Below are 23,300 nucleotides of genomic sequence, written 5' to 3'. Positions count from 1 at the left end.
TCCCTCGGCGGTGAATCAGGCCAGTTCCAGGTCGAATTGGAGCTTCTTCTTCTGCTGCTCGAACACTTGCAGCCAGTCGCTGTGTGACGTGGCCTGGTAGCGCGAGAAGCGGAAGTCCTGCGGCGGCGCCTGATCGGTGCCGCTGAGCAGGTCGCGAATCAACTTGCCGACCGCATGGCCGAGGCTGACCGGTACGGCGTTGCCGACCTGTTTGTATTGCTCGATCAGCGGGCCGGCCAGTTGCCAGTCGTCCGGAAACTCCTGAATGCGTTTGTATTCCTGAATCGACAGCGGGCGATCCTCTTCCGGGTGCGCGAGGTCGGTGGCCGGCATGGCTGGGTGGGTGACCAGCGTCGGCGAGGGTTTTTCCCAATGCAGACGGCGCAGGAAACCGGTTTTGCCGCCGCCGGAGAAATACGACTTGCCGAGAGCTTCTTGCTGCAAGTCCGGAGTCAGGCTGCGCCAGTTCTGTCCGGCGGTGAGCATGCGGTAGTACTTGAGGCGTTTTTCCGGGAAGTTCAGGTGCGTGTGCTGATCCAGACCGACCAGTGCGCCGCGCAGCTTGTTCCACACCGGCAGGCCGTGGGAGCCGTCTTCGGAGTGGGTTGGCGTCAAGAACGGCGCTTCTTTGCCGTCGCGGGAGCAGACAATGATGACCCTCTCGCGAATTTGCGGCGTGCCGAAGTTTGCCGAGTTGTACAGGTTGAACGTGCAGGTGTAGCCGGCACGTCGCAGCACGCTGATGACGAAGTTGAGCGCGCCGCCCTTCATTTCGTCGAGGGACAGATCGGGGAATTCGCTGCCGCGCTGATTGTGCGGGCGATGATCCATCGGGCACGACAACAGCCCGCGCACGTTCTCGATCACGATGAAGCGTGGGCGAATTTCCAGCGCCAGATCGATGTACTTGAGGAAGGCGTTGCCGCGATCATCGTTGAACGCCTTGCGCTTGCCGGCGGTGCTGAAGGCCTGGCAGGGCGGGCCGCCGACGATCAGGTCGACGTCTTCGGCGCGCACCTGTGCGGCTTCCAGCACTTGCTCGGCGGTGCAGTCATTGATGTCACCGAGCAGCGCGGTGTTGGGGCGATTCAGGGTGATGGTCTGGCGGCAATGCTTGTTCGATTCGCAGGCCAGGCGGATATCGAAACCAGCCTTTTCCAGGCCGAGATCGAGGCCCATGGCGCCGGAGAAAAAACTCAGAGCGATAGGTATGCGCTCGCTCGACGACGTCTGCACGGCGTAAGCAGGGTGATCTTGTGCAATCATATGTGCGGTTCGGAGCCCGTAATTTTTTAAGCTGGCGTGGTCGATGATCCAGGTATTACCGATCTTTTCGGACTGGAGATCGCCGTTGCGGCAAAGGGTTCTGACCCGTTGCGTACTGACATTCAGCAGCGTGGCGGCGTCAGCGATGCTGATGTGGGTACTCATTCAGGGTTTCTTGCTCGAAACTTGAGATGGGTACCTATTCTAGAGAGGGGTGAAGGGGTGTCAACCGTGCCATCACCGTGGTCGCGCGTCGCCATGCCTTTATAAGGCGAGTTTGTGTGTGTTTCGCCCTTCCGAAATCGAGGTCTTTCCTGTAAGCTACAGCTTTAGTGTGTCCACTAAAAGCGCGCAGAATAATTCAGTGAAGAAGCGGGGTGACGTGTCCATACGTCACTCCGCTTTTTTACAACCTGCGATTGCCCCTTCATGCTTTATTTACGGGAGGTCTTCTTGACTAAGCCAGCCATACTCGCCCTTGCTGATGGCAGCATTTTTCGCGGCGAAGCCATTGGAGCCGACGGTCAGACCGTTGGTGAGGTGGTGTTCAACACCGCAATGACCGGCTATCAGGAAATCCTTACCGATCCTTCCTACGCCCAACAAATCGTTACCCTGACTTACCCGCACATCGGCAACACCGGCACCACGCCGGAAGACGCCGAGTCCGACCGCGTCTGGTCCGCTGGCCTGGTCATTCGTGACCTGCCGCTGGTAGCGAGCAACTGGCGTAACACGATGTCCCTGTCCGATTACCTGAAAGCCAACAACGTTGTGGCAATCGCCGGTATCGACACCCGCCGCCTGACCCGCATCCTGCGTGAAAAAGGCGCACAGAACGGCTGCATCATGGCCGGCGACAACATCTCCGAAGAAGCTGCAATCGCTGCTGCGCAAGGCTTCCCGGGCCTGAAGGGCATGGATCTGGCGAAAGTCGTCAGCACCAAGAAGCAATACGAATGGCGCTCGACTGTCTGGGATCTGAAGACCGACAGCCACGCGACCATCGAAGCCTCCGAGCTGCCTTACCACGTGGTTGCCTACGACTACGGCGTCAAGGTCAACATCCTGCGCATGCTGGTCGAGCGCGGCTGCCGCGTCACCGTCGTACCTGCCCAGACCCCAGCGGCCGATGTGCTGGCGCTGAAGCCGGACGGCGTATTCCTGTCCAACGGCCCGGGTGACCCGGAGCCATGCGATTACGCGATCAAGGCGATCAAGGAAGTCCTGGAAACCGAAATTCCGGTATTCGGCATCTGCCTCGGTCACCAACTGCTGGCTCTGGCTTCCGGCGCCAAGACCCTGAAAATGGGCCACGGCCACCACGGTGCCAACCACCCGGTGCAGGATCTGGACACTGGCGTTGTGATGATCACCAGCCAGAACCACGGTTTCGCGGTAGACGAAGAAACCCTGCCAGCCAACGTGCGTGCGATCCACAAATCGCTGTTCGACGGCACCCTGCAAGGCATCGAGCGCACCGACAAGAGCGCGTTCAGCTTCCAGGGTCACCCTGAAGCGAGCCCGGGCCCGAACGACGTCGCGCCACTGTTCGACCGCTTCATCAACGAGATGGCCAAGCGACGCTAAGCGTTCGCCTTGAGACTGTAGAGAGAAGCCTCTCGAGGGCGGCCCCGGCACCGGCGGCCCCCTCGGGACTTCAGAAATCGATCAAGACGGCTTGCCGACTGACCTGCGGATTTGAGTGACAAACCCATGCCAAAACGTACAGACATTAAAAGCATCCTGATTCTCGGCGCTGGCCCGATCGTTATCGGCCAGGCCTGCGAATTCGACTACTCCGGCGCTCAGGCCTGTAAAGCCCTGCGCGAAGAGGGCTACCGCGTCATCCTGGTGAACTCCAACCCGGCCACCATCATGACCGACCCGGACATGGCCGACGCGACTTACATCGAGCCGATCAAGTGGCAGACCGTTGCCAAGATCATCGAGAAAGAGCGTCCGGACGCCGTGTTGCCAACCATGGGCGGCCAGACTGCTCTGAACTGCGCCCTGGACCTGGAACGCGAAGGCATTCTGGAGAAGTTCGGCGTAGAAATGATCGGCGCCAACGCCGACACCATCGACAAGGCTGAAGACCGTTCGCGTTTCGACAAGGCGATGAAATCCATCGGCCTGGCGTGCCCGCGCTCCGGTATCGCCCACAGCATGGAAGAAGCCAACGCGGTTCTCGAAACCCTCGGCTTCCCGTGCATCATCCGTCCGTCCTTCACCATGGGCGGCACCGGTGGTGGCATCGCCTACAACCGTGAAGAGTTCGAAGAAATCTGCGCCCGCGGTCTCGACCTGTCGCCGACCAAAGAGCTGCTGATCGACGAATCGCTGATCGGCTGGAAAGAATATGAAATGGAAGTTGTCCGCGACAAAAAGGACAACTGCATCATCGTCTGCTCGATCGAAAACTTCGACCCGATGGGCGTGCACACCGGTGACTCGATCACCGTGGCTCCAGCACAAACCCTGACCGACAAGGAATACCAGATCCTGCGTAACGCCTCCCTGGCGGTACTGCGCGAGATCGGCGTCGAGACCGGCGGTTCCAACGTGCAATTCGGTATCTGCCCGGACACTGGCCGGATGGTCGTGATCGAAATGAACCCGCGCGTATCGCGTTCCTCGGCGCTGGCTTCGAAAGCCACCGGTTTCCCGATTGCCAAAGTCGCGGCCAAACTGGCTGTGGGCTACACCCTCGACGAACTGTCGAACGACATCACCGGCGGCAAAACCCCGGCGTCCTTCGAGCCGTCGATCGACTACGTAGTGACCAAGCTGCCGCGCTTCGCCTTCGAAAAATTCGCCAAGGCTGACGCACGTCTGACCACTCAAATGAAGTCGGTTGGCGAAGTCATGGCCATCGGCCGTACCTTCCAGGAATCCCTGCAGAAAGCTCTGCGCGGCCTGGAAGTAGGCGTTTGCGGTCTGGACGAGAAGCTCGACCTGAGCAACCCGGAAAGCATGAGCGTGCTCAAGCGCGAACTGACCGTGCCGGGCGCCGAGCGTATCTGGTACGTGGCAGACGCTTTCCGCGCCGGCATGACCGTCGAAGAAATCTTCGCGATGAACATGATCGATCCTTGGTTCCTGGTACAGATCGAAGATCTGATCAAGGACGAAGAGAAGGTCAAGACCCTCGGCCTGTCCGCGATCGACCGCGACGTGATGTACAAGCTCAAGCGCAAAGGCTTCTCCGATCAGCGTCTGGCCAAGCTGCTGGGTGTGACCGAGAAGAACCTGCGGACTCACCGTCACAAGCTGGAAGTGTTCCCGGTCTACAAGCGCGTTGACACCTGCGCCGCCGAGTTCGCCACCGACACCGCTTATCTCTATTCGACTTACGAAGAAGAGTGTGAAGCCGCGCCGTCGGGTCGCGACAAGATCATGATTCTGGGCGGTGGCCCGAACCGTATCGGCCAAGGTATCGAGTTCGACTACTGCTGCGTTCACGCTGCCCTCGCACTGCGCGAAGACGGCTACGAAACCATCATGGTCAACTGCAACCCGGAAACTGTTTCCACTGACTACGACACCTCCGACCGTCTGTACTTCGAATCGGTAACCCTCGAAGACGTGCTGGAAATCTGCCGCGTCGAGAAGCCGAAAGGCGTGATCGTCCAGTACGGCGGCCAGACTCCGCTCAAACTGGCTCGCGCTCTGGAAGCCGCCGGCGTGCCAATCATCGGCACCAGCCCGGACGCGATCGACCGTGCCGAAGACCGTGAGCGTTTCCAGCAAATGGTTGAGCGCCTGAACCTGCGTCAGCCGCCAAACGCCACCGTGCGCAGCGAAGACGAAGCAATTCGTGCCGCCAGCAAGATCGGTTATCCGTTGGTCGTACGCCCATCCTATGTACTGGGTGGCCGCGCGATGGAAATCGTTTACGAAGAAGAGGAGCTCAAGCGCTACCTGCGTGATGCGGTGAAAGTGTCCAACGACAGCCCGGTGCTGCTCGACCACTTCCTCAACTGCGCCATCGAAATGGACGTGGACGCGGTCTGCGACGGCAAAGACGTTGTCATCGGCGCAATTATGCAGCACATCGAACAGGCTGGCGTTCACTCCGGTGACTCGGCGTGCTCGCTGCCGCCGTACTCGCTGCCTGCGCACATCCAGGACGAGATGCGCGAACAGGTCAAGAAGATGGCCTTGGAGCTGGGCGTTGTCGGTCTGATGAACGTACAGTTGGCGCTGCAAGGCGAAGACATTTACGTCATCGAAGTCAACCCGCGTGCCTCCCGTACCGTGCCGTTCGTATCGAAGTGCATCGGTGTTTCCCTGGCCATGATCGCTGCCCGCGTGATGGCTGGTAAAACCCTGAAAGAAATCGGCTTCACCAAAGAAATCATCCCGAACTTCTACAGCGTGAAAGAGGCGGTCTTCCCGTTCGCCAAATTCCCTGGCGTTGACCCGATCCTCGGCCCAGAGATGAAGTCGACCGGTGAAGTGATGGGCGTCGGCGACACCTTCGGTGAAGCATTCGCCAAAGCCCAGATGGGCGCGAGCGAAGTGCTGCCGACCGGCGGTACCGCGTTCATCAGCGTACGTGACGACGACAAGCCATTGGTTGCAGGCGTGGCCCGTGATCTGATCAACTTGGGCTTCGAAGTGGTTGCCACTGCCGGTACTGCCAAGCTGATCGAAGCCGCAGGTCTGAAAGTGCGCCGTGTGAACAAGGTGACCGAGGGTCGTCCGCACGTGGTCGACATGATCAAGAATGACGAAGTCACGCTGATCATCAACACCACCGAAGGTCGTCAGTCGATCGCTGATTCGTACTCCATTCGTCGTAATGCCTTGCAGCACAAGATCTACTGCACCACTACCATTGCTGCTGGCGAAGCTATCTGTGAAGCGCTGAAGTTCGGTTCCGGAAAAGACCGTGCGCCGCTTGCAAGATCTACACGCAGGATTGAAGGCATGAGCATAACCAAATACCCAATGACTGTTCAGGGCGCCAAAGCCCTGGAAGAGGAACACACTCACCTGACCAAGGTCGTCCGTCCGAAGCTCAGTCAGGACATCGGTACGGCTCGCGAGCTGGGTGACTTGAAGGAAAACGCTGAATACCATGCCGCGCGCGAACAGCAAGGCATGGTCGAGGCGCGGATTCGTGACATCGAAGGCCGGATTCAGAATCAGGTCATCATTGATGTCACGTCGATCCCGCACACTGGCAAAGTGATTTTCGGCACGACCGTGGAAATCGCCAACGTCGAGACGGATGAGCGCGTTACTTACCACATCGTGGGTGAGGACGAGGCTGACTTCAAACTCGGCAAGATTTCCGTCGGTTCGCCACTGGCCCGCGCCTTGATTGCCAAGGAAGAGGGTGATGTGGTGGCGGTTAAAACGCCTGGTGGCGTGATCGAGTACGAGATTGTCGAAGTCCGTCACATCTGAAAAAGGGCGCCCGCTGCACGCGGGCGCCATGCTTTGGCAATTGGCCCAGATGTTATGGGTCGGCGGTCTATGGCTTATTCATCTCGGTTTGCAGCCGGCACTGGGCAAAATTGGCCTGGCGCCGCTGCTGATCGATGAAGTAGCCGCTGCATTTGAAGTGCTGGTGGTGGGATTTGCCGCTGCTTGCGTGATATTTCAGGCTTTGGTGCTGGTACAGGCTGAAGGCCTTGCCAGTCTGTGGCGGGATTTTCGCGGCCAGGTGCTGCTGATGGCGTTGTACGCGTGCGCGATGTTTGTCGCGGTGCGTGTCGGCTGGCCGGAGGCGCAGCGCTGGCAGGAATTCAGTTTTCTGATTCTGGGCTTTTCCGGTTTGATACTGGTAATGCAACCGGTGCCGGGGTGGAGTGTCAGGGTGCGCGAAGCACACCCTTGACCCCTGTCATCACTTGAAGCGATGAACGTTCGACAGCTGCTTGTTGGCGCTGAAGTTCTTGCGATACACCAGTGCCATCTTGCCGATGACCTGTACCAGATCCGCTTTGCCGACCTTGCACAGCTCTGCGATTTGCGCCAGGCGCGCTTCGCGATCAAGGATGGTGAGCTTGATCTTGATTAGCTCGTGATCCGCCAATGCACGTTCAAATTCGGCTAACACACCTTCAGTCAAACCATTGTCGGCTACCGTCAAAACGGGTTTCAGATGGTGGCCAATGGATTTGTACTGTTTCTTCTGCTCTTGAGTGAGCGGCATAATCTGACCCTTTCGTCTGGATTCTGTAAAATGGCGGCCATTTTACCCGAGGGCTCGTGGATCCGCCCAATTAATCACGACCCTAATTATCGAGGTGCCCAATGGCGCGTTCCAAGACAAGCCTTGGTTGGCTGAAAAGACATGTTAATGACCCGTATGTGAAGCAGGCCCAGAAGGATGGCTACCGCTCGCGTGCGAGTTACAAGCTTCTGGAAGTCCAGGAGAAGTACAAGCTGATCCGTCCCGGCATGAGCGTTGTCGACCTGGGCGCAGCGCCTGGCGGCTGGTCGCAGGTCACCAGCCGGCTGATCGGCGGTCAGGGGCGTCTGATCGCCTCGGATATTTTGGAAATGGACAGCATTCCGGACGTGACTTTCATTCAAGGTGACTTCACCGAGGATGCAGTGCTCGCACAGATCCTTGAGGCGGTAGGTAATTCGCAGGTGAACCTTGTGATTTCCGATATGGCCCCCAATATGAGTGGTACGCCCGAAGTGGACATGCCCAAAGCCATGTTTCTTTGCGAACTGGCGCTAGACTTGGCGGAGCGAATCCTCAAGCCGGGCGGTAATTTTGTAATCAAGATTTTTCAGGGTGAAGGGTTCGATACCTACCTGAAGGATGCTCGCAAGAAGTTCGACAAGATCCAGATGATCAAGCCGGATTCTTCTCGAGGCACCTCCCGCGAGCAATACATGCTGGCTTGGGGCTACCGCGGGCGTAGTGAGTAAAACGGAGTTTTTTTGGCGGGATGATAGGTTTTTCGTATTTCGCCCCGAGCGCATTAGCGAATATTGTGTAGAAAGTGTTTCACAAAGGGTTACAGACGGCGCCTGCCAGAGCCGTAGGTAATGTAGTAAGTTAGGCCGGTGAATATCATGCGAAGCGCGCGCCAGTAGCGGAGCTTGCTTCAGAGGGTAGTTAATTGAACGATATGGCAAAGAATCTGATCCTGTGGTTGATCATCGCGGCTGTCCTGGTGACAGTGATGAACAACTTCTCCAGCCCTAACGAGCCGCAGACCCTCAACTATTCCGACTTCATCCAGCAGGTCAAGGATGGCAAGGTCGAACGCGTAGCGGTTGATGGCTATGTGATTACCGGCAAACGCAACGATGGCGACAGCTTCAAGACCATTCGTCCGGCGATTCAGGACAATGGCCTGATCGGCGATCTGGTCGACAATCACGTTGTGGTTGAAGGCAAGCAGCCTGAACAGCAAAGCATCTGGACCCAGCTTCTGGTGGCCAGCTTCCCGATCCTGGTGATCATCGCGGTGTTCATGTTCTTCATGCGCCAGATGCAGGGCGGTGCCGGCGGCAAGGGCGGGCCGATGAGCTTCGGCAAGAGCAAGGCGCGCCTGCTCTCCGAAGATCAGGTAAAAACCACGTTGGCTGACGTTGCTGGTTGCGACGAAGCCAAGGAAGAAGTGGGCGAGCTGGTTGAATTCCTCCGTGATCCGGGCAAGTTCCAGCGCCTGGGCGGTCGTATTCCTCGCGGTGTGCTGATGGTCGGTCTTCCGGGTACCGGTAAAACCTTGCTGGCCAAGGCGATTGCCGGCGAAGCCAAAGTGCCGTTCTTCACCATTTCCGGTTCTGACTTCGTCGAGATGTTCGTCGGTGTCGGTGCCAGCCGTGTGCGTGACATGTTCGAGCAGGCGAAGAAACACGCGCCTTGCATCATCTTTATCGACGAAATCGACGCCGTCGGCCGCCATCGTGGCGCCGGCATGGGTGGCGGTCACGATGAGCGTGAGCAGACTCTCAACCAGTTGCTGGTTGAGATGGACGGCTTCGAAATGAACGACGGCATTATTGTTATCGCTGCAACCAACCGTCCTGACGTACTCGACCCTGCGCTGCTGCGTCCGGGCCGTTTTGACCGTCAGGTTGTGGTCGGTCTGCCGGATATCCGTGGTCGCGAGCAAATCCTCAAGGTGCACATGCGCAAAGTGCCAATGGGCGACGACGTCGCTCCGGCCGTGATCGCACGTGGTACTCCGGGCTTCTCCGGTGCTGACCTGGCTAACCTGGTCAACGAAGCGTCGCTGTTCGCTGCACGTAGCGGTAAGCGCATCGTCGAGATGAAAGAATTCGAATTGGCCAAAGACAAGATCATGATGGGCGCCGAGCGCAAATCGATGGTCATGTCCGAGAAAGAAAAGCAGAATACTGCTTATCACGAAGCTGGCCACGCCATTGTGGGTCGCGTCGTGCCTGAGCATGATCCGGTCTACAAGGTGTCGATCATCCCGCGCGGTCGTGCGCTGGGTGTGACCATGTTCCTGCCGGAAGAAGATCGCTACAGCCTGTCCAAGCGCGCACTGATCAGTCAGATCTGCTCGCTGTACGGCGGCCGTATTGCTGAAGAAATGACCTTGGGCTTCGACGGTGTTACCACCGGTGCTTCCAACGACATCATGCGTGCCAGCCAGATTGCACGGAACATGGTGACGAAATGGGGCCTGTCGGAAAAACTCGGTCCGCTGATGTACGCCGAGGAAGAGGGCGAAGTGTTCCTCGGTCGCGGCGGTGGTGGTCAGGCTGCCAGCTTCTCTGGTGAGACAGCCAAGCTGATCGACTCCGAAGTACGCAGCATCATTGATCAGTGCTACGGCACGGCCAAGCAGATCCTCACGGACAACCGTGACAAGCTCGATGCCATGGCTGACGCTTTGATGAAGTACGAAACGATCGATGCTGAACAGATCGACGACATCATGGCCGGTCGCACACCTCGCGAACCTCGCGACTGGTCGGGTGGCACGGGTACACCGCCGCCGCCTCCGGTTGTTCAGGATGAGCGTCCGGAAACACCGATTGGCGGTCCGGCTGCTGACGTTTAAGGTTTGAAATGACTTTTGCACAGTCCCTGACCCGGTTGCCTTGCGGCAACCGGGTTCTTGATTTGGCCCATACGCATGTCATGGGCATTCTCAATGTCACTCCCGATTCCTTTTCCGATGGCGGCCGATACAGCCAGCTCGACGCGGCCCTGCGCCACGCCGAAGCCATGGTCGCCGCCGGTGCGACGCTGATTGATGTTGGAGGCGAGTCGACCCGACCCGGAGCGCGTGCAGTTTCGCCGCTGGAAGAGCTTGAGCGCGTCGCGCCGATCGTCGAGCTGATCAATCGCGAACTCGATGTGATTATCTCGGTTGATACCTCGACGCCTGCCGTGATGCGCGAAACGGCGCGTCTCGGTGCTGGCCTGATTAACGATGTCCGTTCATTGCAGCGTGACGGTGCACTGGATGCAGCAGCGGCGACCGGTTTGCCGGTGTGTCTGATGCATATGCTGGGCGAGCCTGGTGACATGCAGGACAATCCGCACTATCAGGATGTCACTCGGGAAGTCGGTGAGTTTCTCGCCGAGCGCATGACGCAATGTGCGGCTGCCGGTATTCCTGCCGAGCGAATCATTCTCGACCCGGGGTTTGGCTTCGCCAAAACCCTGCAGCACAATCTAAGCTTGTTCAAGCACATGGAAGCCCTGCATGCGTTGGGCCGGCCGCTGCTGGTGGGCGTTTCTCGTAAAAGCATGATTGGTCATGCCTTGAATCGTCCTGTGGGTGAACGACTTTTTGGTGGCCTGGCGCTGGCAGCGCTGGCTTCTGTCAAAGGTGCGCGTATATTGCGCGTCCATGATGTGGCGGAGACGGTAGACGTGGTTCGGATGATCGCGGCCGTGGAATCAGCTGAATAAGAATGATGGAGCGCATATGAGCAAAAAATACTTTGGTACCGACGGCATTCGTGGTCGTGTCGGTGTTTATCCGATCACTCCTGAGTTTATGCTCAAGCTCGGTTGGGCTGCCGGCATGGCGTTCCGCAAGATGGGTGCCTGCAAGGTGCTGGTTGGCAAGGACACGCGGATTTCCGGTTATATGTTCGAATCGGCGCTTGAGGCCGGCCTGACTTCGGCGGGTGCCGATGTGATGCTGCTGGGCCCGATGCCGACGCCCGCGATCGCTTACCTGTCGCGTACGTTCCAGGCTGAAGCCGGCATTGTGATCAGTGCCTCGCACAATCCGCACGACGATAACGGTATCAAGTTTTTCTCCGGCAAAGGCACCAAGCTGCCAGATGAGCTGGAGCTGATGATTGAAGAGTTGCTCGACACACCGATGACGGTGGTTGAGTCGAGCAAGATCGGCAAGGTGTCGCGTATCAACGACGCATCCGGTCGTTACATCGAATTCTGCAAAAGCAGTGTGCCGACCGGTACCAGCTTCTCCGGGCTGAAAATTGTTATCGACTGCGCCCACGGTGCGACCTACAAGGTAGCGCCTAGCGTGTTCCGTGAGCTGGGTGCGGAAGTGGTGGTGCTGTCGGCGCAACCTAATGGCCTGAACATCAACGACAACTGCGGCTCGACCCATATGGGCCAGTTGCAGGCGGCGGTGCTGGCTGAGCATGCTGATCTGGGTATTGCCTTCGATGGCGATGGTGATCGCGTGTTGATGGTCGATCATACCGGTGCCATCGTTGATGGTGACGAGTTGTTGTTCATCATCGCCCGTGACCTGCATGAGCGCGGCAAACTGCAAGGCGGCGTGGTTGGTACCCTGATGAGCAACTTGGGTCTTGAGTTGGCGCTGGCGGAGCTTTCAATCCCGTTTATTCGTGCCAATGTCGGCGACCGCTATGTGATTGCTGAATTGCTCGAGCGCAACTGGCTGGTTGGTGGTGAAAATTCGGGGCACATCGTTTGCTTCAATCACACCACGACCGGTGATGCGATCATCGCGGCGTTGCAGGTGCTGATGGCGCTAAAGACTCGTAACGAGGGTCTGGCGCAAAGCCGTCAGGCGCTGCGCAAGTGCCCTCAAGTGCTGATCAACGTGCGTTTTGGCGGCGGCGATAATCCGCTGGAGCATCCTGCTGTCAAGGAAGCCAGTGCGCGTGTAACCCAGGCAATGGCGGGTCGTGGTCGTGTGCTTTTGCGCAAGTCCGGGACAGAGCCTCTGGTGCGCGTCATGGTCGAAGGCGAGGACGAAACGCAGGTTCGCAGCTACGCCGAAGAACTGGCAAAACTGGTAACTGAAGTTTCTGCCTGATTCGGCTTGCAAGGCATGATTGTGTTGGGTAACATCTGCGCCCACTTTGACCGACGAGGTACAGCATGCGTCGCCCTATGGTAGCTGGTAACTGGAAGATGCACGGTACCCGCGCCAGCGTCGCTGAGCTGATCAACGGCCTTCGTCATCTGGCCTTGCCAAGCGGTGTTGATGTCGCGGTATTCCCGCCTTGCTTGTATATCAACCAAGTGGTTGATGGCTTGAAAGGTAAATCGATTTCGGTCGGTGCGCAGAATTCTGCGGTGGAATCCATGCAGGGTGCATTGACCGGTGAAATTGCACCGAGTCAGTTGGTGGATGCAGGTTGTTCCCTTGTGCTTGTCGGGCACTCCGAACGCCGCCAGATAATGGGTGAGCGAGACGGGATGCTGAATCGCAAGTTCGCAGCGGCACAGGCATGTGGTTTGATTCCGGTGTTGTGTGTAGGGGAAACCCTCGAGCAACGCGAAGCCGGGAAAACTCTTGAGGTTGTCGGGCGTCAGCTGGGCAGCATCATCGAGGAGCTGGGTGTTGGTGCTTTTGCTAAAGCAGTCATTGCTTACGAGCCTGTCTGGGCCATTGGCACCGGACTGACTGCAACGCCGCAACAGGCGCAGGATGTGCATAAAGCCATTCGCGAGCAGTTGGCGGCAGAGAATTCTGAAGTCGCACGAGGTGTGCGGCTTCTATACGGCGGCAGCGTGAAGGCGGCCAATGCGGTCGAACTGTTCGGCATGCCGGATATCGATGGGGGGCTCATTGGTGGAGCTTCCCTGAATGCAGATGAGTTCGGTGCGATCTGTCGCGCCGCGGGAAACTGAAAAAATGCTGGAAACAGTCGTAGTCGTTTTTCATCTGCTGGGTGCATTGGGCGTAGTTGCTCTGGTTTTGCTGCAGCAGGGTAAGGGTGCGGACGCTGGCGCGTCTTTCGGAGCAGGTGCTTCAAATACTGTGTTCGGAAGCCAAGGTTCCTCTACCTTTCTTAGTAAGTTTACTGCTATACTTGCCGCCGGTTTCTTCATAACCAGCTTAGGGTTAGGTTACTTTGCTAAAGAGAAAGCTCATCAGCTGACTCAAGCAGGTTTGCCAAACCCGGCAGTGTTGGAAGTACCTAAGCAACAACAACCGGCTTCTGATGATGTCCCGGTGCTTCAAGAGCAAAAGTCGGCTACTCCAGCGACTGACGTACCTCCAGCTCAAGAGCAGAAGTAAGAAGGGTTTCAAACGTAGTTTTGCCGAGGTGGTGGAATTGGTAGACACGCAACCTTGAGGTGGTTGTGCCCATAGGGTGTAGGGGTTCGAGTCCCCTTCTCGGTACCAATTAGTCAGGAGAGCCCGCTGTTGCGGGCTTTCTTGCAGGTGGAAGGTTACATTGACCCTATAAGGGATCGGTCGTATACTTCCGCCCCAGCTTTGTCGCGGGGTGGAGCAGTCTGGTAGCTCGTCGGGCTCATAACCCGAAGGTCGTCGGTTCAAATCCGGCCCCCGCAACCAGTTTAAGGAGCCCCTTTTCAGGGGCTTTTTGTTAGCTGGACACTTTCAACGCCGCTGTTCGACGGCGTTTCAAGGATGGGCGTTTCGCCCATTTTTTTATTTTGCAAAGCATGCACATATCATGCACTAGGGGGTTCAGGTGTCGAGCAAGCTAGAAGAGTTGCAGGCCTTGCTGGCCCCGGTGGTCGTGGCCCTGGGCTATGAATGCTGGGGTATCGAGTTTTCGGCTCAGGGTCGTCACTCGATGTTGCGCGTTTATATCGATAAAGAGGGTGGCGTGCTGGTGGACGATTGCGCCATTGTCAGCCGTCAGATCAGTGGTGTGCTGGATGTTGAAGATCCAATCACCGTTGAATACACCCTTGAAGTTTCCTCGCCTGGCATGGAGCGCCCACTGTTCACTATTGAGCAGTTCGCCCAGTTTGTCGGTGAACAAGTGAAGATCAAGCTGCGCTCGCCTTTTGAAGGTCGACGCAACTTTCAGGGCCTTCTGCGCGGTGTAGAAGAACAGGATGTCGTGGTGCAGGTAGACGACCATGAATTCCTGTTGCCGATCGATATGATCGACAAGGCCAACATTATTCCCAGTTTTGACTGAGACGCGGATCCCGCGGATCCAATGGCTTGCGAAAGGCGAGGCGTACGATGAGCAAAGAAGTACTGCTGGTTGTTGAGTCGGTATCCAATGAAAAGGGCGTACCGGCAAGCGTAATTTTTGAAGCGCTGGAGCTGGCTTTGGCCACTGCTACCAAAAAGCGTTTTGAAGACGAAGTTGACCTGCGTGTGGAAATTAACCGCCACACCGGGGCATACGAAACTTTCCGTCGCTGGACGGTCGTCGAAGAGAATGATCTCGACGATCCGGCCATCGAAACCTGGCCGAGCAAGGTTGCCGAAACGCATCCGGGTGCCAACGTTGGCGACGTCGTCGAAGAAAAGATCGAATCCATCGAGTTCGGCCGCATTGCTGCACAGACTGCCAAGCAAGTCATCGTGCAGAAAGTGCGTGAAGCCGAGCGCGCTCAAGTGGTCGACGCTTATCGCGAGCGCCTGGGAGAAATCATCTCCGGCACCGTGAAAAAAGTCACCCGCGACAACGTGATCGTCGATCTGGGTAACAACGCTGAAGCGTTGCTGGCCCGTGAAGACATCATTTCTCGCGAAACCTTCCGTGTCGGCGTGCGTCTGCGTGCGCTGCTCAAGGAAATCCGCACCGAGAACCGCGGCCCGCAGCTGATCCTGTCGCGTACCGCGCCGGAAATGCTGATCGAGTTGTTCCGCATCGAAGTGCCGGAAATTGCTGAAGGCCTGATCGAAGTGATGGCTGCGTCCCGTGATCCGGGTTCGCGCGCCAAGATCGCCGTCCGCTCCAAGGACAAACGCATTGACCCACAAGGTGCTTGCATCGGTATGCGCGGTTCGCGCGTCCAGGCAGTGTCGGGTGAGTTGGGCGGTGAGCGTGTTGATATCGTTCTTTGGGACGACAACCCGGCTCAGTTCGTGATCAACGCCATGTCCCCGGCTGAGGTTGCGGCAATTATCGTTGACGAAGATGCCCACGCAATGGACATCGCCGTTGGCGCAGACAATCTGGCTCAGGCCATCGGTCGCGGTGGTCAGAACGTGCGTCTGGCTAGCCAGTTGACTGGCTGGGCCCTGAACGTGATGACCGAATCGGACATCCAGGCTAAGCAGCAAGCAGAAACCGGCGACATCCTGCGCAACTTCATCGACGAGCTGGAAGTCGACGAAGACCTGGCACAGGTGCTGGTAGATGAAGGCTTCACCAGCCTGGAAGAGATTGCCTACGTACCGGTGGAAGAAATGCTCAACATCGACGGCTTTGACGAAGATACCGTCAACGAGCTTCGCGCTCGTGCCAAGGATCGTTTGTTGACCAAAGCCATCGCTACTGAGGAAAAGCTGGCAGACGCCCATCCGGCCGAAGACCTGCTCTCGCTTGAGGGTATGGACAAGGATTTGGCGATGGAACTGGCGGTGCGCGGCGTAATTACCCGCGAAGACCTGGCCGAGCAGTCTATTGACGACCTGCTCGACATCGACGGCATTGACGATGATCGTGCCGGCAAGTTGATCATGGCCGCCCGAGCCCACTGGTTCGAGTAATTAGGCGCGGCCTGAGGAGAGAAGTGCATGACGCAAGTCACGGTGAAACAACTGGCCGATGAGGTCAAAACACCGGTAGAGCGCCTGTTGCAGCAGATGCGTGAGGCAGGTCTGCCGCACACCGCCGCCGAAGAAAATGTGACTGACAGTGAGAAGCAGTCCCTGCTGACTCACTTGAAAAGCAGCCACAAGGCGAAAGTGGAAGAACCACGCAAGATCACGCTGCAGCGTAAAACCACCAGCACCCTGCGTGTTGCTGGCAGCAAAAGCATCAGCGTTGAAGTCCGCAAAAAGAAAGTTTTCGTACAGCGCAGCCCGGAAGAAATCGAAGCCGAGCGCAAGCGTGAACTGGATGAGCGTCGCGCAGTAGAAAATGCTGCCCGTCAGAAGGCTGAAGAAGAAGCCAAGCAACGCGCCGAAGTAGAAGCGCGTAACCAGCCTGCTGCTGCGCAGAACGCTAATAGCGCCCCTGCTGCTGCGCCGGTTGCCGCTGCCGAACCTGTACGCGAAAGCGCACCGGTCGCTGCCGCTGCTCCAGCGCCGTCTGCTGAAGTTCGCAACAAGCAGAACGAACAGCGCCGTCCGGACAAGCCACGTGCTGACGATAACAATCGTCGCAGCGGTGGCGGTGATGGCGAGCGCAAAAACGCTCCGCATCGCGCCTCGGTCAAAGAAAAAGCGCCGGCACCACGTGTGGCGCCACGCACTACCGACGAAGAAAGCGATGGCTTCCGTCGTGGTGGTCGCGGCAAGGCCAAGCTGAAGAAGCGCAACGCTCACGGTTTCCAGAGCCCAACCGGCCCTGTCGTGCGTGATGTGCAGATCGGCGAGACCATCACTGTTGGCGATCTCGCCAATCAGATGTCGGTCAAGGCTGCTGAAATCATCAAGTTCATGTTCAAACTGGGTACTCCAGCGACCATCAACCAGGTGCTTGATCAGGAAACTGCTCAACTGGTAGCCGAAGAACTGGGCCACAAAGTGACCCTGGTCAGCGACACCGCCCTGGAAGATTCCCTGGCCGAGTCCTTGAAGTTTGAAGGTGAGTCGTTCTCCCGTGCACCAGTCGTGACCGTAATGGGCCACGTTGACCACGGTAAAACGTCCCTGCTCGACTACATCCGTCGTGCCAAGGTAGCTGCTGGCGAAGCCGGTGGTATCACCCAGCACATCGGTGCATACCACGTTGAAACCGAACGCGGCATGGTCACCTTCCTCGACACCCCGGGTCACGCCGCGTTTACCGCAATGCGTGCTCGTGGTGCCAAGGCGACAGACATCGTGATCCTGGTAGTTGCAGCGGACGACGGCGTGATGCCGCAGACCATTGAAGCTGTTCAGCACGCGGTAGCGGCTGGCGTTCCACTGGTTGTAGCGGTGAACAAAATCGACAAGCCGGGCGCCGATCTGGATCGCATCCGTAGCGAACTGTCGGTTCACGGCGTGACGTCTGAAGAGTGGGGCGGTGATACGCCGTTCGTTCCGGTTTCGGCGAAAGTCGGTACTGGCGTGGACGAGCTGCTTGAAGCCGTTCTGCTGCAAGCTGAAGTTCTCGAACTGAAAGCAACTCCATCGGCTCCTGGCCGTGGCGTTGTGGTTGAATCGCGTCTCGACAAAGGTCGTGGCCCGGTTGCAACCGTTCTGGTTCAAGACGGTACCCTGCGTCAAGGCGACATGGTGCTGGTCGGTTCGAACTATGGCCGCGTGCGCGCCATGCTCGACGAGAACGGCAAGCCAATCAAAGAAGCCGGCTCTTCCATCCCTGTCGAGATCCTCGGCCTGGACGGTACCCCGGACGCTGGCGACGAGATGAGCGTGGTTGCTGACGAGAAGAAAGCCCGTGAAGTGGCTCTGTTCCGTCAAGGCAAGTTCCGCGAAGTCAAACTGGCTCGCGCTCACGCCGGCAAGCTGGAAAACATCTTCGAAAATATGGGTCAGGCAGAGAAGAAGACGCTCAACATCGTCCTCAAATCCGACGTCCGTGGTTCGCTGGAAGCGTTGAACGGTGCCTTGAATGGCCTGGGCAACGACGAAGTACAAGTGCGCGTAGTAGGCGGCGGCGTGGGTGGTATCACCGAGTCCGACGCTAACCTGGCACTGGCTTCCAACGCTGTACTGTTCGGCTTCAACGTGCGTGCCGATGCTGGCGCACGGAAGATCGTCGAGCAGGAAGGTCTGGATATGCGTTACTACAACGTGATCTACGACATCATCGAAGACGTCAAGAAAGCCCTGACCGGTATGCTCGGCAGCGATGTTCGCGAGAACATCCTGGGTATCGCCGAAGTGCGTGACGTGTTCCGTTCGCCGAAGTTTGGCGCGATCGCAGGTTGCATGGTGATCGAAGGTGTTGTGCACCGTAACCGTCCGATCCGTGTACTGCGTGAAGACATCGTTATCTTCGAAGGCGAGCTGGAATCCCTGCGCCGCTTCAAGGATGACGCTTCCGAAGTGCGTGCCGGCATGGAATGCGGTATCGGCGTGAAGAGCTACAACGACGTCAAAGTCGGCGACAAGATCGAAGTCTTCGAGAAGGTTCAGGTTGCTCGCAGCCTCTAACTCGCGCACTTCAGGAGCCGTGATGGTCGGCCGCACTCAAGGGTGTGGCGCATCACCCGGACTCTAAACGCAACGCCCGGTCTGGCTTTTGTCAGGCCGGGCGTTTGCCGCTTTCAGACCTGGCGGGTTTCACCGCCTGGCAGTAACAGGTAACAAAATCATGGCAAAAGAATACAGCCGTACCCAACGTATCGGCGATCAGATGCAGCGCGAGCTGGCCCAACTGATCCGTCGTGAAGTCAAAGATCCACGTGTGGGTCTGGTCACCATTACCGCTGTGGAAGTCAGCCGTGACGTCGGTCACGCAAAGATTTTCATCACCGTGATGGGGCAGGACAACGCTGAAGACATCGCGCAAAGCATCAAGGTGCTCAATTCCGCCGCAGGTTTCCTGCGTATGCAATTGGCCCGCGAAATGAAGCTGCGCAGCGTGCCGCAACTGCACTTCCATTACGACGAATCCGTCGTTCGTGGTGCGCATTTGTCGGCGCTGATCGAGCGTGCGGTGGCTGAAGACAATCAGCATCCGGTCGCTGCTGAACCTGAAGACACCAAGGAGTAATTCGGTGGCTCAGGTCAAACGTATCCGTCGTAACGTCAGCGGCATCATCCTGCTCGACAAGCCGCTGGGGTTCACCTCCAACGCCGCGTTGCAGAAGGTTCGCTGGTTGCTCAACGCCGAGAAGGCCGGTCACACCGGCAGCCTCGATCCGCTGGCCACTGGCGTCTTGCCGCTGTGCTTTGGCGAGGCGACCAAGTTCTCGCAATACCTGCTCGATTCCGACAAGGCTTATGAAACCCTCGCGCAACTGGGCAAGACCACCACCACGGCAGATGCCGAAGGTGAGGTTTTGCAGGAGCGCCCGGTGACCGTTGGTCGCGCCGATGTCGAAGCGGCATTGCCGAAATTTCGTGGGCAAATCAGTCAGATACCGCCGATGTACTCGGCACTCAAGCGTGATGGCCAGCCGCTGTACAAGCTGGCGCGTGCAGGCGAAGTAGTGGAGCGTGAACCGCGTTCTGTTACTATTGCGCGCTTGGAATTACTGGCCTTCGAAGGCGATACTGCGCGTCTTGCGGTGGATTGCAGCAAGGGCACCTATATCCGCACCCTGGTGGAGGATATCGGTGAGCAACTCGGTTGTGGTGCGTACGTCGCTGAATTGCGCCGTACCCAGGCCGGGCCTTTCACCCTGGCGCAGACCGTGACCCTTGAAGAGCTGGAAGCGGTACATGCCGAAGGCGGCAACGAAGCGGTTGATCGCTTCCTGATGCCATCGGACAGCGGCTTGCAGGATTGGCCGCTGCTGCACTTCTCGGAAGCGAGCGCGTTCTACTGGCTCAACGGCCAGCCGGTACGTGCCCCGGATGCTCCGAAGTTCGGCATGGTGCGGGTACAGGATCACAATGGTCGCTTCATCGGTATCGGTGAAGTGAGCGAAGACGGGCGCATTGCGCCACGTCGACTGATTCGGTCGGAATGACCGAAACCGGTCTGTGTCAAAGCAGGCTGGCGAGGGTGGCTGTTAACAGGCACGGTCACTACTCATTTATAGATACAGGGATTTGTCCCTGGCCTGTTGAAGCTGTTTCTTTGAAACAGTTTCCTGATAAAAGGATTGCCTCATGGCTCTCGACGTTCAAGAAAAAGCTCAAATCGTTGCTGACTACCAGCAAGCTGTTGGTGACACTGGTTCGCCAGAAGTGCAAGTTGCACTGCTGACCCACAACATCAACAAGCTGCAAGGTCACTTCAAGGCCAACGGTAAAGATCACCACTCCCGTCGTGGTCTGATCCGCATGGTAAACCAGCGTCGCAAGCTGCTGGACTACCTGAAAGGCAAGGATCTGGGTCGTTATCAGACTCTGATCGGTCGCCTGGGTCTGCGTCGCTAATCAGCGATTGCGCTATGAGGTTGGTTGTCTGTCGGACGTCTGCGGTTTACCGCCGGCGGCTTGCAGGCTCCCAGCCTCAAGTTTTATCTGGATACACGTTTTACCCTGGACAGGCGTTGGGCCGATTCCCGACATTGCCCAAGAATTCGCAAGAAACCAGTTCCCCCAAGAGCCACAAAGAAGGTAGGACACCGTGAACCCGGTAATCAAAAAATTCCAGTTCGGTCAATCGACCGTTACCCTCGAGACTGGCCGTATCGCCCGTCAGGCCTCCGGCGCAGTATTGGTCACCGTTGACGACGACGTCAGCGTATTGGTGACTGTAGTCGGTGCAAAACAAGCCGATCCAGGCAAGGGCTTCTTCCCTCTGTCGGTTCACTACCAGGAAAAGACTTACGCTGCCGGTAAGATCCCTGGCGGTTTCTTCAAGCGTGAAGGCCGTCCTTCCGAGAAAGAAACCCTGACTTCCCGACTGATCGACCGTCCGATCCGTCCGCTGTTCCCAGAAGGCTTCATGAACGAAGTGCAGGTTGTCTGCACCGTCGTTTCCACCAGCAAGAAGACCGATCCGGACATCGCTGCGATGATCGGTACCTCGGCTGCCCTGGCCATCTCGGGTATTCCGTTCGACGGCCCGATCGGCGCCGCTCGTGTAGCTTTCCACGAAAGCACCGGCTACCTGCTGAACCCGACTTACGAGCAGCAAGCTGCTTCGAGCCTGGACATGGTCGTTGCCGGTACTTCGGACGCCGTGCTGATGGTTGAATCGGAAGCCAAAGAGCTGACCGAAGACCAGATGCTGGGCGCGGTACTGTTTGCTCACGACGAATTCCAGGTGGTGATCAACGCTGTTAAAGAACTGGCCGCTGAAGCTGCCAAGCCAACCTGGAACTGGGCTCCTGCTCCAGAAGCCACCGAACTGCTGGGCGCTATCCGTGCCGAGTTCGGCGACGCGATCTCCCAGGCTTACACCATCACCATCAAGGCCGACCGTTACGCTCGCTTGGGTGAGTTGAAGGATCAGGTGGTTGCCAAGCTGTCCGGTGAAGAAGGCCAGCCTTCGTCCAGCGAAGTCAAAGCTGCTTTCGGCGAAATCGAATACCGCACCGTTCGCGAAAACATCGTCAACGGCAAGCCACGTATCGACGGTCGCGACACCAAAACCGTACGTCCGCTGAACATCGAAGTCGGCGTTCTGCCGAAGACTCACGGTTCGGCGCTGTTCACCCGTGGTGAAACTCAGGCTCTGGTAGTCGCGACTCTGGGTACTGCCCGTGACGCACAGCTGCTGGACACCCTGGAAGGCGAGAAAAAAGACCCGTTCATGCTGCACTACAACTTCCCTCCGTTCTCGGTAGGCGAGTGTGGTCGCATGGGTGGTGCTGGTCGTCGTGAAATCGGTCACGGCCGTCTGGCCCGTCGTTCGGTTTCGGCCATGCTGCCAGCCGCTGACGTGTTCCCGTACACCATCCGTGTGGTTTCGGAAATCACCGAATCCAACGGTTCGAGCTCGATGGCTTCCGTTTGCGGCGCTTCCCTGGCCCTGATGGACGCTGGTGTGCCGATGAAGGCGCCAGTTGCCGGTATCGCCATGGGTCTGGTTAAAGAAGGCGAGAAATTCGCCGTTCTGACCGACATCCTCGGTGACGAAGACCACCTGGGCGACATGGACTTCAAAGTAGCGGGTACCGCCAAAGGTGTTACCGCGCTGCAGATGGACATCAAGATCAAAGGCATCACCGAAGAAATCATGGAAATCGCTCTGGGCCAAGCCCTGGAAGCGCGCCTGAACATCCTCGGTCAGATGAACCAGATCATTGGCCAGTCGCGTACCGAACTGTCGGCCAACGCTCCGACCATGATCGCGATGAAAATCGACACCGACAAAATCCGTGACGTTATCGGTAAAGGTGGCGCGACCATTCGTGCGATCTGCGAAGAAACCAAGGCTTCGATCGACATCGAAGACGACGGTTCGATCAAGATCTTCGGCGAAACCAAGGAAGCTGCTGAAGCTGCACGTCAGCGCGTTCTGGGCATCACCGCTGAAGCCGAGATCGGCAAGATCTACGTGGGCAAGGTTGAGCGCATCGTCGACTTCGGCGCATTCGTCAACATCCTGCCGGGCAAGGACGGTCTGGTGCACATTTCGATGCTGAGCGACGCTCGCGTAGAGAAAGTGACCGACATCCTGAAAGAAGGCCAGGAAGTGGAAGTGCTGGTACTGGACGTGGACAACCGCGGCCGTATCAAGCTGTCCATCAAAGACGTGGCAGCTGCCAAGGCTTCGGGCGTTTAATCACCCCCAGGCTTTAGCGCAATAAAAATGCCCCGCCGTGAAAACGGCGGGGCATTTTTTTGTCTGGCATAAAGCAATTGTGGCGAGGGGATTTATCCCCGTTCGGCTGCGCAGCGGCCGTGAATCCAGCACCTCGGTGTTTCAGGCAGTCAGCAGTGTCTGGTTATACGACTGCTGCGCAGCCGAACGGGGATAAATCCCCTCGCCACAAATGGGAGTTTCAAGAGATAACCATCAGGCAACCCACAAATTTGCCGCAGCACACGACCGGTGCTAGGTTTAGCCCACCGCCCGTGTAGCTCAGCCGGTAGAGCAGCGCACTCGTAACGCGAAGGTCGCAGGTTCGATTCCTGTCTCGGGCACCATTTTCCTCATGCCCCCTCGATTTATGTCCCTCAGGTCAAAGTTTTTGTGAGAGAGATGTAAAGACC

At 57.7% G+C, this 23,300-nt stretch carries 18 protein-coding genes, 3 tRNA genes and 1 pseudogene; 20 read left to right on the top strand and 2 right to left on the bottom strand.

Annotated elements, in window-relative coordinates; translation table 11 throughout:
• Positions 1 to 15 precede the first annotated feature (15 nt).
• Positions 16 to 1,431 (bottom strand): DNA cytosine methyltransferase, encoded by a 1,416-nt coding sequence (locus tag ACZZ0D_RS20250; RefSeq protein ID WP_463554104.1) that lies wholly within the window; start codon positions 1,429 to 1,431, stop codon positions 16 to 18.
• 288 nt (positions 1,432 to 1,719) lie between these two features.
• Between ACZZ0D_RS20250 and carA the strand changes: the two genes are divergently transcribed.
• The 4 genes and pseudogenes from carA (at position 1,720) to ACZZ0D_RS20230 (ending at position 7,117) form a co-directional block, all read left to right on the top strand.
• The gene (carA, locus tag ACZZ0D_RS20245) at positions 1,720 to 2,856 is read left to right on the top strand and encodes a glutamine-hydrolyzing carbamoyl-phosphate synthase small subunit (RefSeq protein ID WP_053117024.1); all 1,137 of its coding nucleotides are present in this window, start codon (positions 1,720 to 1,722) and stop codon (positions 2,854 to 2,856) included.
• Between the two features lie 126 nt (positions 2,857 to 2,982).
• Positions 2,983 to 6,205 (top strand): annotated as a pseudogene (gene carB, locus ACZZ0D_RS20240) (carbamoyl-phosphate synthase large subunit).
• 2 nt (positions 6,206 to 6,207) lie between these two features.
• Positions 6,208 to 6,684: a transcription elongation factor GreA gene (gene greA / locus ACZZ0D_RS20235; protein WP_053117947.1), complete on the top strand. Its 477-nt coding sequence runs from the start codon at positions 6,208 to 6,210 to the stop codon at positions 6,682 to 6,684.
• 28 nt (positions 6,685 to 6,712) lie between these two features.
• Positions 6,713 to 7,117: an MFS transporter gene (locus ACZZ0D_RS20230; protein WP_463554103.1), complete on the top strand. Its 405-nt coding sequence runs from the start codon at positions 6,713 to 6,715 to the stop codon at positions 7,115 to 7,117.
• A gap of 9 nt (positions 7,118 to 7,126) precedes the next feature.
• On the opposite strand, the gene ACZZ0D_RS20225 is transcribed toward ACZZ0D_RS20230, so the two are convergent.
• Positions 7,127 to 7,435: a YhbY family RNA-binding protein gene (locus ACZZ0D_RS20225; RefSeq protein ID WP_053117027.1), complete on the bottom strand. Its 309-nt coding sequence runs from the start codon at positions 7,433 to 7,435 to the stop codon at positions 7,127 to 7,129.
• 101 nt (positions 7,436 to 7,536) lie between these two features.
• Here ACZZ0D_RS20225 and rlmE point away from each other — a divergent pair, with 101 nt between their 5' ends.
• The 16 genes from rlmE (at position 7,537) to ACZZ0D_RS20145 (ending at position 23,234) form a co-directional block, all read left to right on the top strand.
• Complete coding sequence (gene rlmE / locus ACZZ0D_RS20220; protein ID WP_463554102.1) at positions 7,537 to 8,166, top strand: 23S rRNA (uridine(2552)-2'-O)-methyltransferase RlmE; 630 nt, start codon at positions 7,537 to 7,539, stop codon at positions 8,164 to 8,166.
• A gap of 203 nt (positions 8,167 to 8,369) precedes the next feature.
• Positions 8,370 to 10,280 (top strand): ATP-dependent zinc metalloprotease FtsH, encoded by a 1,911-nt coding sequence (ftsH, locus tag ACZZ0D_RS20215; protein ID WP_463554824.1) that lies wholly within the window; start codon positions 8,370 to 8,372, stop codon positions 10,278 to 10,280.
• Positions 10,281 to 10,288: 8 nt separating this feature from the next.
• Complete coding sequence (folP, locus tag ACZZ0D_RS20210) at positions 10,289 to 11,140, top strand: dihydropteroate synthase (RefSeq protein ID WP_400755863.1); 852 nt, start codon at positions 10,289 to 10,291, stop codon at positions 11,138 to 11,140.
• A 16-nt stretch (positions 11,141 to 11,156) separates the two neighbouring features.
• On the top strand, positions 11,157 to 12,494 hold the full coding sequence (gene glmM, locus ACZZ0D_RS20205; RefSeq protein WP_463554101.1) for a phosphoglucosamine mutase: 1,338 nt from the start codon (positions 11,157 to 11,159) through the stop codon (positions 12,492 to 12,494).
• Positions 12,495 to 12,559: 65 nt separating this feature from the next.
• Positions 12,560 to 13,315, top strand: coding sequence for a triose-phosphate isomerase (tpiA, locus tag ACZZ0D_RS20200; RefSeq protein WP_053117032.1), 756 nt, complete (start codon positions 12,560 to 12,562; stop codon positions 13,313 to 13,315).
• 4 nt (positions 13,316 to 13,319) lie between these two features.
• Entirely contained in the window at positions 13,320 to 13,706 is a 387-nt protein-coding gene (gene secG / locus ACZZ0D_RS20195) for a preprotein translocase subunit SecG (RefSeq protein ID WP_016986497.1), read from the top strand.
• A gap of 22 nt (positions 13,707 to 13,728) precedes the next feature.
• A tRNA-Leu gene (locus ACZZ0D_RS20190) sits at positions 13,729 to 13,814 on the top strand.
• 97 nt (positions 13,815 to 13,911) lie between these two features.
• Positions 13,912 to 13,988, top strand: a tRNA-Met gene (locus ACZZ0D_RS20185).
• Between the two features lie 139 nt (positions 13,989 to 14,127).
• On the top strand, positions 14,128 to 14,586 hold the full coding sequence (gene rimP / locus ACZZ0D_RS20180; protein WP_008088338.1) for a ribosome maturation factor RimP: 459 nt from the start codon (positions 14,128 to 14,130) through the stop codon (positions 14,584 to 14,586).
• A gap of 47 nt (positions 14,587 to 14,633) precedes the next feature.
• Positions 14,634 to 16,115 (top strand): transcription termination factor NusA, encoded by a 1,482-nt coding sequence (gene nusA, locus ACZZ0D_RS20175; protein WP_463554100.1) that lies wholly within the window; start codon positions 14,634 to 14,636, stop codon positions 16,113 to 16,115.
• A 27-nt stretch (positions 16,116 to 16,142) separates the two neighbouring features.
• Positions 16,143 to 18,674, top strand: a complete 2,532-nt coding sequence (gene infB / locus ACZZ0D_RS20170; protein ID WP_463554099.1) for a translation initiation factor IF-2 — start codon at positions 16,143 to 16,145, stop codon at positions 18,672 to 18,674.
• A 160-nt stretch (positions 18,675 to 18,834) separates the two neighbouring features.
• Entirely contained in the window at positions 18,835 to 19,236 is a 402-nt protein-coding gene (rbfA, locus tag ACZZ0D_RS20165) for a 30S ribosome-binding factor RbfA (protein WP_008088344.1), read from the top strand.
• 4 nt (positions 19,237 to 19,240) lie between these two features.
• On the top strand, positions 19,241 to 20,158 hold the full coding sequence (gene truB, locus ACZZ0D_RS20160) for a tRNA pseudouridine(55) synthase TruB (RefSeq protein WP_008088346.1): 918 nt from the start codon (positions 19,241 to 19,243) through the stop codon (positions 20,156 to 20,158).
• A 142-nt stretch (positions 20,159 to 20,300) separates the two neighbouring features.
• Positions 20,301 to 20,570 carry a 30S ribosomal protein S15 gene (gene rpsO / locus ACZZ0D_RS20155; RefSeq protein ID WP_003177875.1) on the top strand — a complete coding sequence of 90 codons (270 nt, stop codon included), beginning with the start codon at positions 20,301 to 20,303 and terminating at the stop codon, positions 20,568 to 20,570.
• Positions 20,571 to 20,763: 193 nt separating this feature from the next.
• The gene (pnp, locus tag ACZZ0D_RS20150; RefSeq protein WP_008088348.1) at positions 20,764 to 22,869 is read left to right on the top strand and encodes a polyribonucleotide nucleotidyltransferase; all 2,106 of its coding nucleotides are present in this window, start codon (positions 20,764 to 20,766) and stop codon (positions 22,867 to 22,869) included.
• A gap of 289 nt (positions 22,870 to 23,158) precedes the next feature.
• Positions 23,159 to 23,234: transfer RNA gene (locus tag ACZZ0D_RS20145), tRNA-Thr, on the top strand.
• Positions 23,235 to 23,300: the final 66 nt, after the last annotated feature.

This window comes from Pseudomonas sp. AC193 (assembly GCF_979258075.1).
Note: the sequence above shows the minus strand (reverse complement) of the source record. Positions and strands in the feature narration are given on the sequence as shown.